15 protein-coding genes are annotated in these 13,369 nt (G+C 35.6%); 10 read left to right on the forward strand and 5 right to left on the reverse strand.

Annotated elements, in window-relative coordinates:
* Positions 1 to 22 precede the first annotated feature (22 nt).
* Complete coding sequence (locus CGC58_RS01000; RefSeq protein WP_095894713.1) at positions 23 to 943, reverse strand: DUF6268 family outer membrane beta-barrel protein; 921 nt, start codon at positions 941 to 943, stop codon at positions 23 to 25.
* A 157-nt stretch (positions 944 to 1,100) separates the two neighbouring features.
* Between CGC58_RS01000 and CGC58_RS01005 the strand changes: the two genes are divergently transcribed.
* The 9 genes from CGC58_RS01005 (at position 1,101) to CGC58_RS01045 (ending at position 8,035) form a co-directional block, all read left to right on the forward strand.
* Entirely contained in the window at positions 1,101 to 1,463 is a 363-nt protein-coding gene (locus CGC58_RS01005) for a PadR family transcriptional regulator (protein ID WP_095894714.1), read from the forward strand.
* Positions 1,460 to 2,173 carry a hypothetical protein gene (locus CGC58_RS01010; protein WP_095894715.1) on the forward strand — a complete coding sequence of 238 codons (714 nt, stop codon included), beginning with the start codon at positions 1,460 to 1,462 and terminating at the stop codon, positions 2,171 to 2,173. The genes CGC58_RS01005 and CGC58_RS01010 overlap by 4 nt, the downstream gene beginning before the upstream one ends.
* A gap of 101 nt (positions 2,174 to 2,274) precedes the next feature.
* Positions 2,275 to 2,973, forward strand: a complete 699-nt coding sequence (locus tag CGC58_RS01015; RefSeq protein WP_095894716.1) for a hypothetical protein — start codon at positions 2,275 to 2,277, stop codon at positions 2,971 to 2,973.
* 49 nt (positions 2,974 to 3,022) lie between these two features.
* Positions 3,023 to 3,718, forward strand: coding sequence for a hypothetical protein (locus CGC58_RS01020; protein WP_157909167.1), 696 nt, complete (start codon positions 3,023 to 3,025; stop codon positions 3,716 to 3,718).
* 269 nt (positions 3,719 to 3,987) lie between these two features.
* Entirely contained in the window at positions 3,988 to 4,359 is a 372-nt protein-coding gene (locus CGC58_RS01025) for an HU family DNA-binding protein (RefSeq protein ID WP_095894718.1), read from the forward strand.
* Positions 4,360 to 4,707: 348 nt separating this feature from the next.
* Positions 4,708 to 5,355 (forward strand): hypothetical protein, encoded by a 648-nt coding sequence (locus tag CGC58_RS01030; RefSeq protein ID WP_157909168.1) that lies wholly within the window; start codon positions 4,708 to 4,710, stop codon positions 5,353 to 5,355.
* Positions 5,356 to 5,911: 556 nt separating this feature from the next.
* Positions 5,912 to 6,679 carry a 3'-5' exonuclease gene (locus CGC58_RS01035; RefSeq protein WP_095894720.1) on the forward strand — a complete coding sequence of 256 codons (768 nt, stop codon included), beginning with the start codon at positions 5,912 to 5,914 and terminating at the stop codon, positions 6,677 to 6,679.
* A gap of 77 nt (positions 6,680 to 6,756) precedes the next feature.
* The gene (locus CGC58_RS01040) at positions 6,757 to 7,374 is read left to right on the forward strand and encodes a DUF4230 domain-containing protein (protein ID WP_095894721.1); all 618 of its coding nucleotides are present in this window, start codon (positions 6,757 to 6,759) and stop codon (positions 7,372 to 7,374) included.
* Between the two features lie 49 nt (positions 7,375 to 7,423).
* A complete protein-coding gene (locus tag CGC58_RS01045) occupies positions 7,424 to 8,035 on the forward strand; it encodes a fumarylacetoacetate hydrolase family protein (protein ID WP_095897053.1) in 612 nt (203 codons plus the stop codon).
* A 234-nt stretch (positions 8,036 to 8,269) separates the two neighbouring features.
* Here the strand turns inward: CGC58_RS01045 and CGC58_RS01050 are convergent, their stop codons facing one another.
* The 3 genes from CGC58_RS01050 to CGC58_RS01060 are packed head-to-tail and all read right to left on the reverse strand — an operon-like array spanning position 8,270 to position 10,062.
* The gene (locus CGC58_RS01050) at positions 8,270 to 9,031 is read right to left on the reverse strand and encodes a TPM domain-containing protein (RefSeq protein WP_095894722.1); all 762 of its coding nucleotides are present in this window, start codon (positions 9,029 to 9,031) and stop codon (positions 8,270 to 8,272) included.
* Complete coding sequence (locus tag CGC58_RS01055; RefSeq protein ID WP_095894723.1) at positions 9,031 to 9,474, reverse strand: TPM domain-containing protein; 444 nt, start codon at positions 9,472 to 9,474, stop codon at positions 9,031 to 9,033. Before CGC58_RS01055 ends, CGC58_RS01050 begins: the two co-directional genes overlap by 1 nt.
* A complete protein-coding gene (locus CGC58_RS01060; RefSeq protein WP_095894724.1) occupies positions 9,475 to 10,062 on the reverse strand; it encodes a LemA family protein in 588 nt (195 codons plus the stop codon).
* Positions 10,063 to 10,206: 144 nt separating this feature from the next.
* Between CGC58_RS01060 and CGC58_RS01065 the strand changes: the two genes are divergently transcribed.
* Positions 10,207 to 10,959: a DUF4595 domain-containing protein gene (locus tag CGC58_RS01065; protein ID WP_095894725.1), complete on the forward strand. Its 753-nt coding sequence runs from the start codon at positions 10,207 to 10,209 to the stop codon at positions 10,957 to 10,959.
* A gap of 742 nt (positions 10,960 to 11,701) precedes the next feature.
* Here CGC58_RS01065 and CGC58_RS01070 read toward each other — a convergent pair.
* A complete protein-coding gene (locus CGC58_RS01070) occupies positions 11,702 to 13,324 on the reverse strand; it encodes an ABC-F family ATP-binding cassette domain-containing protein (protein WP_095894726.1) in 1,623 nt (540 codons plus the stop codon).
* Between the last annotated feature and the right edge of the window lie 45 nt (positions 13,325 to 13,369).

Consider the following 13,369-nt stretch of genomic DNA (forward strand, 5'->3'; position numbering starts at 1 on the left):
AATATTTTAAAAAGTTCAACTATCAGCCTCCATATCGGAAACCTGCCGCAAAATAAGATGAAAGTTTATTTTCACCTATGACATTATAGTAAAACTTGAATGTTTTTTCATCAAAATATGTGTTTCTTGAAAAAGAAACTCCCAATGTAATGGGAATGTAAAAGTTTTTCCCGACTTTAAATTCAGAACGAAGCCCGCCGTGACCGAATTGAGTAACAAAAGAAGCCTCTTTATCATTTTGATTATGAAGCCCTAAAAGTACCTCGCCTTCAGCCACTAAGCTCAATTTGAATTTTTCAGAAATTTTTCTACTAAGCTCGAAATCAAAATAATTATAATAAAAGATGCTTAATTTATGTCTGTCATCAATCTTCCAATTGAGTAAAAAAGCAGGCGTAATCATCGCATAATCATATGAATTATTGATAGAAGCTCCTATTCCCCAATCAAATTTTGTACTTTCTTTTCGCAAAGCCATTGCTCCTCCTTGCAAAAAGGCAGATTTCCCAGAAAATTTCGGAAAATTAGTTGTAAAAATTCCTCCTCCTGCCATTGCCAAAAGCGACCATTTTTCCGTTATTGGTAACAATTGCCCAAAAGTTAGCGACACATTGGATATATCCGAAATAGAATGTTCTTTCGATAAAAGCTTGTTACTCAATGAAGCATACGTTCCCCAAAGCGATACGAAAGTAGCTTTAACCACTTCGTCATTTTCGTTTTTTTGCATCGCCAGCGGAACGCGAACGATTACATCTGCGACCTTCAAATCTCCGTTTCCTGAGAGAGTATTCCCCTGATTATCTTTCACTTGCGAAGAACCAATATATTCCGATTTTACTTGAATTTGTGCTTCTATCGCTTCTGAAATAGAGAAAAGAAACAAACACAAAATGATTTTTCCTGCACCAAAAATATGATTCACAAAATAATTCACTTTCATAGATTATAAGTTAAGCGGTTAGCCCGCAAACCTATACATTTTTAAGCATATACGCAAATAAAATAAACCTTAGGCATCATAATAAGAAATAAAAAGTCAATTTTTATTTTCATACATAAGAAAATTATGTATATTTGTAACCTAAATATATAAGATAATGAAAAAACAGAATTCAGCACTCTATAAAGGAAGCCTTACCACCATAGTAATGAAGCTATTACAAGATAATGGAAGAATGTACGGCTATGAAATCACACAAAAAGTAAAGGAACTTTCGCAGGGTGAAATTTCTATTACTGAAGGTGCTTTATACCCAACTTTGCATAAACTCGAAGCCCAAGGATTACTCACTCCCGAAATTGAGCAAGTTGGCAACCGTATTCGTAAATATTATAAAATAACAGAGAGCGGCATCAAAGAAACCGAAAAACAAGTATCTGAAATTCAGAATTTTATTTCTTGTTTGCAAAATATCATCAATCCGCAAAGTGACACCAATCTAACTCCTGTTAAAATATGAAAACAGTAACCCCAAAACAAATCGAGCGTCTGTATGAATTCACGCGTCAGTGTCAGGTAAAATACTTTGACGTACAAACCGAGCTGGTTGACCATCTGGCAAATGCCATCGAAACGCATTGGCAAGAATTTCCTAAGGACGATTTTGAAATCGTTTTAATACAAGAGGCTCAAAAGTTTGGTACTTTTGGTTTCAAGGAAATTACAGAAGAAAAAGAAAAACAGCTACGTAAACGATATAAGAATATCATTTGGAAAGAAATAATCGCCTTTTTCTCGTTTCCAAAAATTATAATGACAATAATTCTGACTATGTCGTTATTTATTTTGCTACACGTATCTTCTGACAAGGGAGCCGTTATGAAACTGCTGTTTATGGGTACTTATTTAATAATTATTTCTTTTTCCATCCAACAATATATCAGGAAGAAAAGACAGAATGAGAGCGATAAAAAATGGATTTTAAAGGATATCATTTTTAATAATGGTTGGTGTGCTTCTTTTTTAGTACTCATACTTAACGTACTTTCTATGGCTGATGTTCATCATATTGAGCATATTGAAAATAAATATTTTATAAGCATATTTTCTTTTGTTATAGTCCTTATTTATATTTTTTGCTATTTGGTATTATTTCATATTCCTTTCAAAAGTGAAAAATATCTCGCAGAAACATATAAAGAATACAAAGTAGGAAAATTGGCGTCGTAAGAGTAATGCGATTTTGTTACAAGTCAGAAAATTACAATGAAAAGTAATTCCGAAGAGAAGTATTGAAGAAAAAACATATAAACTAAAATCGAAAAAATTTTATGAAAACCATAACCGCAAAGCAAGTCGAACGTCTGTATGAATTTACACGTCAGCATTACGTGGAATATTATGACGTACAAACTGAACTGGTTGACCATCTGGCAAATGCCATCGAAACGCATTGGAAAACACATCCTGACGATGATTTTGAAACCGTACTACAGAAAGAATTCCGTAAATTCGGGGTGTTTGGGTTTATGGATGTGGTGGAACATAAAATCAGAGAAATGAATAAACGTTATAATAGAATACTATGGCAAAAAATTAAAGACTTTTTCACATTTCCTAAAATAATGATGACTTTGTGTATTGCGTTGGTTGTTTATACAGTTTTGTATTTCTTCAAGGATATAGCCGCTGAAATCGTTGGTAGTATGACACTTATCATTTTGTTTTTTATATATGCCTTTTTACTTTCAAAACCCAAGTTATATCAAAATAAAACTGATAAAAAATGGCTTTTTGAAAACGTCCTCTTAGGGTATAACAACTATGTGGGGGCGTTAGGATTGTTGGCTCAGCTTCATTTTTTTATTAGATATTTGGGAGAAAATATTGCTTTTATGGCTGTTTTTTCGATTTTAATTACGTTTTTAGGCATATCGGTATATTTAGTTTTTTATTATTTACCCAAAAATCGAGATAAGTATCTAATGGAATTGTATCCCGAATATAAAGATTTTATGATAACTACTTAGTATGGCATATTACAATATGTCTTCAAATAAAAATAGAATAGTATATAATATGAAAAAAGTAACCCCAAAACAAATCGAACGCCTGTATGAATTTACACGTCAGCATTACGTGGAATACTTTGACGTACAAACTGAACTGGTTGACCATCTGGCAAATGCTATCGAAGCGCATTGGCAAGAATTTCCTGACGACGATTTTGAAACGGCCTTGCAGAAAGAATTCCGTAAATTCGGAGTGTTTGGATTTATGGATGTATTAGAAGAAAAAACCAAACAAATGAGTAAACGTTATAATCGAATGTTGTGGAAAAAAACTAAAGAACTGTTTGTTATTCCCAAAATAATCTTGATATTTTGTATTGTTATCTCCATTTTTTCACTATTTACTTTGTTTGGGAACGCAAAAATTATGGTTCCCGCGTTGTCTCTTGCCATTTTTATTGCTGCTATTGTATTTATGGTTAAAAACAGACGTACGCTTAAACAAAAAGGTGATAAAAAGTGGCTTTTTGAGGATATCATTTTGCGATTGAATGATTATACTTTCTTTTTCTTCTTCCCTTGTCAGATGAGTTTACAGTTTTGGCGTGATTTTCCTGATACTGAAATGGCATATATGATTTATTCTGCAGTATTCACGTTTCTACTTGTTTTGATGTACGTGCTAATGGTCTACTTTCCCAAACATCGTGACAAATATCTTCAGGAATTATATTCTGAGTACAAAACTCAGTATATCAAGTAATTTTAAGAATATCAAAAAGTAATGAGTAGAAAAAAACTTTATATATTCTACTGCTCTGTATGGATAGATGTATTTTTTGAAAGGAGAATCTGCAAAGATTCAATGAATCTCTGGAAACAAAAACCTTAAGTAGGGGCGTATCGCAATACGCCCCTACGATGAAAAAATAAAAATGTTAATTTTTTTTGTTTCTCACGGAAAATGAATACCTTTGGTAGCGAAAAGATTTCTTTTCAAAAAGGATTGTCTAACTAAAATAACGTACAAGTATGAAGTATCATTTGGTTCAAAAAGTAAATCCGCAAGACCGTTCCAAAAAGAAATGGTATGCTAATGCTGTAAACAGCTCCAAGATTGGGCAGAAGGAAATCGCTAAGAGCATTTCGTCCAAATCGTCACTCACGGCGGGCGACATCGCTAATGTTATCCAAAATCTATTGGAAGAACTTCCTAAAGAACTCGTTAAAGGTAACATTGTAAAACTGGGAGATTTCGGAAGTTTTCGTATTTCGATTAGTAGCGAAGGAGTCGAAAATGAAAAAGATTTCAAGGCTTCTATGATTAAAGATGTGCGTATCATCTTTACCCCTGGGGTAGAAATGAAAAAAGCTATCGAAGGTGTTTCTTTCGAAAAAGAGTAACTTTATAAGTACAAAAGCTACACCTTGAAATAATTTTTCAAAGTGTAGCTTTTTTCTTGGTATCTTTGCTAAAAACATACGTACGTCAAGGCAAAAAAAGTTTGCCGTCAAAGTGATTTCAGTTTACAGCCAAAGTTAAAACAGTTTGCCGTCAAAGTTAAAACAGTTTGCTTGAGAGATATTTTTCAATTACATACAAACTAAAAACACATAAAGTGATATTATCATAAAATATAAACCATTCATTTTAATTCTGTTTGTATTCTCTATGAAAATTTATACTCTCTATAAAAATTAAAAAAACGTACAAATACATCATACACACTCGTAGAAGAAAAACAAAAAACTATGAAAAAACTAATTTTAATGCTTACTTTTGTGGCTCTGATAGCGTGCAAACAGCAATCCAAAGGTGGAAAAGCAAAAGGGAATGAGTCAAAAAATACCGCTCAAAGCGTTCAGAATGATAGCTTGGCACTGCTCAACTTAACACGCAATGCCTACAAATGGTTGGAAAATGAGTATTCCTACGAAGATTTCATACCCACTGCCGACCCTAACGATACGCTATTTAACGGAATAGATTTCGCTATCCACGATGCACAAATACGTAAACTCGAAAAATCGGGCTTCTTTGGGAGAGATTTGATTAACCTATATGATGAAATTGGGCAGAATATCGATTTCGCTTTGCGAGAGCATCACGTAAAATGGGCTGTGGGCGATATTTCTCCGTTTAGCAGGGGAACAAATGATTGGTGTATGTGTCAGGATATTCCTTCGCCCGACTATTACGAGCGAATGACTATTGAAAACATAAAAATTAAAGATGATGTTGCCAGCTTTCAATGGCAATGGGGCGAACCTTCTTGGGGTGATTTCACTTACAAAGTCAGGGCAAAAAAAGAAGATGGAAAGTGGAAAATCAGTTGGCTTGAAAGCTTTGAAGAAACCAACGAATGGCTTCGGGATATGGTTTTAAACGGAAAGAATTAAGATTTATAGCCGATATTTGTAATATGATTCCCCACAGATTTCACAAATGCACACGGGTTGTTATTTATACATTATGTACAAATCTGTGAAAATCTGTGCCATCTGTGAGAGCTTAAAACAGCATAAACCTATTTTTACAAGAGGGAAATCTGTGAAAATCTGTGCTATCTGAGGGAGCTAAAAACAGTATAAATCTATTTTTGAAAGAGGGAAATCTGTGAAAATCTGTGCTATCTGCGGAAGCTAAAAACAGTATAAATCTATTTTTGAAAGAGGGAAATCTGTGAAAATCTGTGCTATCTGCGGGAGCTTAAAAGAGTATAAATCTATTTTTGAAAGAGGGAAATCTGTGAAAATCTGTGCTATCTGAGGGAGCTAAAAACAGTATAAATCTATTTTTACAAGAGGAAAATCTGTGAAAATCTGTGCTATCTGCGGGAGCTTAAAACAGTATAAAGTAAATAATTCAAATAATAAACATAAAAAAATAACAGCAAAAAAAGAATTAGTTATCAGGTAATATTGCTAATCTTTTCAGCTTAAAATTAAACACTCAATGGAATTAAATTTAGCAAAACCTATTTGTTTCTTTGATTTGGAAACCACCGGAACCGACATTACTAAAGACCGAATTGTTGAAATCTCCGTACTGAAAGTATATCCGAATGGGAACAAAGAAAGTAAAACGTGGTTGGTAAACCCGACCATTCCTATACCTAAAGGAGCAAGCGACGTGCACGGCATCACCGACGAACGCGTTGCCAACGAACCCACTTTCAAGGAGCTTGCCAAGACCATTCATAATATGATTAAAGATGCTGACCTTGCCGGTTACAATTCTGACCGTTTTGACATTCCGCTTTTGGCTGAAGAAATGCTCCGTGCCGACGTCGATTTCGATTTAGGAAACCGCGTAACGGTGGATGTGCAAACTATCTTCCACAAAATGGAACAACGTACCCTTGGCGCAGCTTATAAGTTCTACTGCGGAAAAACGTTGGACAATGCACACTCGGCAGCAGCGGACACCAACGCCACCTATGAGATACTAAAATCACAACTCGACCGCTATCCGGAGCTGGATAACAATATGAAAAAACTCAGCGAGTTCACCACCCGAAAACAAGCTGTGGACTTCGCCGGATTTATCGCCCTCAACGACAAGAACGAAGAGATTTTCACCTTCGGAAAGCATAAAGGACGAAAAGTGGAAGATATCCTTCAGGAAGAGCCCGGGTATTTTGGTTGGCTCCTGAATGCTGACTTTCCGCTGTACACCAAAAAGGTACTAACTGCAATCAAACTACGGGGACTTGCAAAATAGTTTAGCTGAACCCTTCCCCGAAGGAACAGCAGAAAATATCACATACATTCTTTTAAAAAACCTAAAACTAAAGTACTATGAAAAAATTCTTCTTAGGAATACTCACCGCCATAGCCGTCTTGCTGGTCATAAAGTTCTTTTTGGACAGAAAAGAAGCAAGGGAAACATTGGAAGCGGATTCAGCTTTGATTCAAACGCAGATAGCCAACGTCAGCAAACTCATAGTAACGGAAGGGCACTTTGCTGAGGTCATTTCTTACACCGATAGCCAGAAGTATTTTATGGACTTACTGTCGTTCGATAAAAAGATTCTAATCGTTGTAAATGCCGATGTGACTGTTTCTTATGATTTGCAAAAGGTAGTTTATGACATTGATGAGGTAAATAAAAAAGTGATTATCAAGTCAATTCCGGATGCCGAAGTCAAGATTTATCCCAAGCTGAAGTATTACGATGTCAGCCAAAACCCGGTAAATCCGTTCGGCACTAATGACGTTAATAAAATTCAACGCAGAGTAAATGAAGAATTGGAGAAGAAGATTGCACAATCCAACCTCAAGAAAAATGCAGAAAATCGCCTAATTTCAGAACTGGCGAACATCATCTTTCTTACAAAATCCATTGGTTGGACGCTGGAATACAACAGTTTGCCAATTGAAAACGCAAGCGACTTAAAGGCTATTGAAAAGAATTAAACCGAAAAGATATAATAACAAACGTACGAACCGTAAACTCAATATTTTTATGAAAATCATTTGTGTAGGAAAAAATTATGCTGACCACATAAAAGAATTTGACGGCAAACATCCCGAAGATATCGTGTTGTTTTTAAAACCCGATACGGCAATTCACAATACGGAACTCCCCTACTACATTCCCGATTTCACTAACAATTTGCATCACGAAGTGGAAGTAATTCTCAAAATTACGCAGAACGGGAAATGCATTTCAGAGAAGTTTGCTCACAAGTATTACGAGGAAATCGGTTTAGGGATTGACTTTACTGCACGCGACTTGCAGTCTTCCTTAAAACAAAACGGACTGTCGTGGGAAAAGTGCAAAGCCTTTGATGGTTCGGCGATTATAGGGGATTTCATCCATAAGTCACGCCTTGGTGATTTGAACTCGCTTGCCTTCCGATTAGAGAAAAACGGACAAACAGTTCAAGAAAGCAGCACAAGTTTGATGCTCTGGACGTTTGACCAAATCATCGCCGAGGCTTCAAAGTTTTTCACTCTGCGTAAGGGCGATATTATTTTCACGGGTACTCCGGCGGGTGTTGGCAGTGTGGCTCCAAACGATGTCCTTGAAGGCTTTTTGGAAAATCAGAAGATGTTTACCGTAAATATCAAGTAAGTTTATAAATCAAAAACTTCGAAACGGATTTTCTTTCAGAAGGAAAAATTCCATTTCGAGGTTTGTTATGTAAAAGAAGTACGTCAAAAAATTCTCAAAATCGACTAAAATCAGAATTTCTGACGCTCGAATATTTGTGCCTTGTTCAGCTTGATTTTCTGCATTTTGCTCGTTTTTTGTTTAGCTTTCTTTTGTACTTTTTACCAAGTTAAAGGCGATAAATCAAAGGTTGTGTTACCAACTTCCGCTGGCACCTCCGCCTCCGCCCATTCCACCGCCGAAGCCGCCAAAACCTCCTGAGCTGCCTCCACCACCGAAACCTCCGCCAAAACCACCGGAGTTTCGCCCCATACTGGAAAGGATTATCATATCAAAAAGGTCAAAACCGCCTCCACCTCGGCTATTATTTCCGCCTTTTCCTCCTTTTGACAAAGCTATAATCAGCAAAAGCATCGCAATTCCAAAAATAACTATCACAGAGAAAGGTATTCCTTGCGTTGGTGTAGCATCATTCTTGTACGTACCCGAAAGTACTTGCATTATCGAAGTTGTGGCACTGTCAAAACCTGCATAATAATTCCTTTCTCTAAAATGAGGAATCATATCTTGCGTGATAATTTGCTTGCTTAGTGCGTCGGTTAGGTATTCTTCTACGCCGTAACCCGTTGATATTGCTACTTTTCGCTGCTCAGAAGCCATTAATATCAATACGCCATTGTCTTTTCCTTTTTGCCCGATTTTCCATTCGGAAAGAATTTCAGCAGCCTGAAAATTGATGTCATCATCAGTTCTCGGAACGATTGCAATAACAATCCCCGTGGAAGTAGAATCGGCGTACTGTGCTAACTTTGTATTAAGAAGCATTCTTTCCTGGTCAGAAAGCAGATTAACATAATCCTGCACCGCCTCATTCGGATTTTTTAGTTTGGGAACTTGTGCCAAAAGTAGTGGCTGAACAGCCAAAAGCAATATAATAAAGTAATATAATCTCTTCATCAAATTTCTCCTTTTGAAATATCGTCAGGAAGCTCATTGACATCTTCCTTCTGGTATGGAAAATAGCGTTTTAACTCTTCACCAGCTTTAAGAATGCCTTCAATAATTCCCTGACAAAATTGTCCTTTTTGGAAATGTAACTTCATTTGGTTTTTCGTGCTTTCCCAAAAATCTGCTGGGACTAATTTGTTTATGCCTTCATCTCCATAGATAGCAAATTTCTTATCCTGAACAGCAAAATAGAACAATACGCCATTGCGTTGAGCTGTGGTATCCATCTTTAATAAATGAAAAACCTCCACAGCTCTTTCGAGAGGTTCTGTGGAAGTTTGACTTTCTAAATGCACACGTATTTCGCCCGAAGTAGTTTTTTCGGCAACACGAATAGCTTCTATAATTTGTTGTTCTTCTTGCGAAGTTAAAAAATCTTCAATTCTTGGCATTTATTTAAAATCAAAATTAACTTCTGGTGCATTTTCAGCTCCCTCTTTGGATTTGAACAACGGCATTTTGGAGCGATTTGTAACTCCCGCAATTAAGTTATTAGGAAATAACTCAATGTACACATTGTATTCCTTAGCTGAAGCGTTAAAACGATTGCGAGCTACGTTGATTCTGTTTTCAGTACCTTCAATTTGTGATTGCAATTGTAAAAAGTTTTGGTTTGCTTTCAAATCAGGATAGCGTTCCACAGTTACCAACAACCGAGACAAAGCCGAAGTAAGCCCAGCCTGTGCTTCTTGAAACTGATTAATAGCTTCAGGAGTTAAATTAGAAGCATCAATATTGACAGAAGTAGCTTTGGAACGTGCTTCAATCACTTGCGTTAATGTTCCTTTTTCAAAATCAGCGGCTCCTTGTACTGTTTTTACCAAATTACCGATAAGGTCAGCACGACGTTGATATGAACTTTCCACATCTGCCCATTCTTTTTCGGCTTCTCCTTTAAGACGCACCATTTGGTTGTTTTTACTTACACCCCAAAATCCTATAACGGCAAGTACCGCTATGATAATAATCCATTTTTTCATCTGTTTGTAATTTAAAGGGCAAATCTAATAAATAAAATTGATAATCTCATCATATTGTGGATTTTATTTTAATTTTTAAAAAAACTGAAAATTGAAAAATATTTCTATATATTTGCTCTTTCAACAAATAAAAATCGAAATAAAATGAAAAAAAATGTTTTGAAAATGATTCTTTTGGTAGTATTATTAACCACTATTTCTTGCGGAAAAGATACTGATACTCCAAAACCTAATGAAAATGATTCAACTCGCGTAAAACTTATTAAGTCGGTAAAAATCAACGGCGGAGAAGAAAATTTAAAAGATGCTATAATTCATTACACCTACAATAAAGAAAATAAAATCACTAAAATTGCTAATTCATTTGACGTATCTTACCAAAAAGATAAGATTGAAATTGAAAAATTTAAGATATCAGCAACAATCAATGAAAAAGGAAATGTTGTTTCCTTGACAAGAATAGAATCTTCCGAGAAAAACTACGAATATAAATACAATACTGACAATCAATTAATTCAAGAAATCAAAAAAGCAGGCAAAGGAACCATTGATAAAGATGAAATATATAATTATCATTGGGAAAATGGCAATTTTGTAGCTTTAGGAGACAAAAATAATCCTGATGTAAGAATTGAATACAGTAAGCATAGTAATAAAAATAATTTTTCATTCATTTTATTAAGTCGTTTTTCTTATAATAAAATGTTTTTACTTTGTTTACCTTTTCCTACAGGAAAAAGCTCAGAAATGCTTCCTACTCAAGTCTCTTCTGACAGATATTCCTATTCTTACGAATATGAATTCGATAAAGAAGGCTATGTTACAAAAATTACTGAAAACTACAAAAATACCAACGATAAAGAAAAATACGTAACTACATTCGAAATTAATTACTAAATAAAATATCAAAATAAAGAAAAGGTTATCAGTTTTGAATTGATAACCTTTTTTATTTTATAATGCTAAAGATAAAAACTGAATGAAAGCAATATTTTAGCTTCTGAAATTTATTTTTTAGATTCTAATGATTAAATTTTAGATTTCGATGATTATTTTTTAAATTCAAGAAGCAATATTTTAGGTTCTAATGACTAAATTTTAAATTATAGAAGTAATTTTTTAGATTTTGATGACAATATTTTAGCTTCCGGAATTTATTTTTTAGGTTATGAAGACAATATTTTAGATTATGATGACTATTTTTTAGATTCAAGAAGCAATAATTTAGGTTTTGAAGACAATATTTTAGATTTTGGAAGCTATTTTTTAAATTTAAGAAGCAATATTTTAGCTTCTGATAATAATAATTTAGCTTCCAGAATTTATTTTTTAGGTTATGAAGACAATATTTTAGCTTACGTAATCTATCTTTTTGCTTTTTTAAATTCTTTTTTTGCTTTTTTAGATTTTCAAAACAGAAACAAAAAACTCCGAACACAAAATTTGCATTCGGAGTCGTTTATCATAATTATTTTTTAGCCTTTGAAGACTTTTATTGGAAGTGATGTAAAAAGTATGATGCCTTTAAAAAAAGTGTTTTTGTCAGGCTGAGCGTAGTCAAAGCGTTATCATTACAAGGCTTCAACTACGCTCAGCCTGACAATCATAACCTGCATCATACTTTTAATAACACAACCCTTTATTTTCTTTCGTACATCTTTTTGCGAAGTTCTTGAACGTTTTTATCATCCATATACTCGTCGAAAGTCATATAACGGTCGATAACCCCGTTAGGCGTAAGCTCAATGATTCGATTAGCAACGGTTTGAGCAAACTCGTGGTCGTGCGTGGTGAACAACACATTGCCTTTGAAGTTTTTGAGCGAGTTGTTGAAAGCCGTGATACTTTCCAAATCCAAGTGGTTGGTGGGTTCGTTGAGCATCAAAACGTTAGCACGAAGCATCATCATACGGCTGAGCATACAACGCACCTTTTCTCCTCCCGATAAAACCGATGATTTTTTCAAGGCTTCCTCTCCGCTGAATAACATTTTACCTAAAAATCCGCGGATATACACCTCTTCGCGTTCCTCTTCGGTTTTTGCCCACTGACGAAGCCAATCCACCAGCGAATAATCATTATTGAAATATTCGGAATTGTCCACTGGAAGATACGATTGCGAAGTGGTTACTCCCCATTGGAATTTTCCGCTGTCGGGTTGCTGTTTTTCGTTCAGAATTTGGTAGAAAGCCGTCGTAGCTCGCGAATCTTTTGAAATCACTGCCACTTTATCGTCTTTCGCCAAGTTGATATCTACATTTTGGAACAAAATTTCACCATCGATAGAAACCGAAAGGTTCTCCACGTGCAAAATTTGGTCGCCCGCCTCACGTTCTTTATCGAAAATAATGGCAGGATAACGACGCGAAGAAGGTCGGATTTCTTCGATATTCAATTTTTCCAACATTTTTTTACGCGAAGTTGCCTGTTTTGACTTAGCTACGTTGGCACTAAAACGTGCGATGAATTCCTGTAACTCTTTGGCTTTTTCCTCAGCCTTTTTGTTTTGTTGCGCACGCTGACGAGCGGCTAATTGGCTACTTTCGTACCAGAAGGTATAGTTTCCGGAATAGTGGTTAATCTTCCCGAAATCAATGTCGGAAATGTGCGTACACACCGCATCCAAGAAGTGACGGTCGTGCGAAACCACAATCACCGTATTGTCGTAATTTGCCAAGAAATTTTCGAGCCAACCGATGGTTTCAAAGTCAAGGTCGTTGGTAGGCTCGTCCATAATAAGCACATCAGGATTTCCGAAAAGTGCCTGTGCCAAAAGCACGCGAACCTTTAACTTTCCGTCCATTTCGCCCATCAAAGTATAGTGCATATCTTCCGAAATTCCTAAGTTGGAAAGCAAGGCAGCAGCATCGCTTTCGGCATTCCAACCATTCATTTCATCGAATTGTAGTTGTAATTCGCCAATTCGGTCGGCATTTTCATCGGAATAATCAGCGTAAAGCTCGTCCATTTCCTTTTTTATGGCAGAAAGCACTTTGTTGCCCATAATAACGGTTTCCAAAACCGTGAACTCATCATAAGCATAGTGGTCTTGCTCCAAAACTGACATTCGTTTGCCGGGCTCAAGGATAATACGCCCACTGGTAGGCTCTATTTTTCCCGAAAGGATTTTTAAAAAGGTAGATTTTCCTGCTCCGTTTGCTCCGATAATTCCATAGCAATTACCTTGTGTAAAAGTTACGTTTACCTCATCGAACAAAACTCTTTTCCCAAACTGAACCGATAAATTTGAAACTGTTAGCATTGTCTTTAAAAATTAAATCGGGGGCAAAGATATCATTATTAAATG

This window comes from Capnocytophaga stomatis (genome assembly GCF_002302635.1).
Classification (GTDB): domain Bacteria; phylum Bacteroidota; class Bacteroidia; order Flavobacteriales; family Flavobacteriaceae; genus Capnocytophaga; species Capnocytophaga stomatis.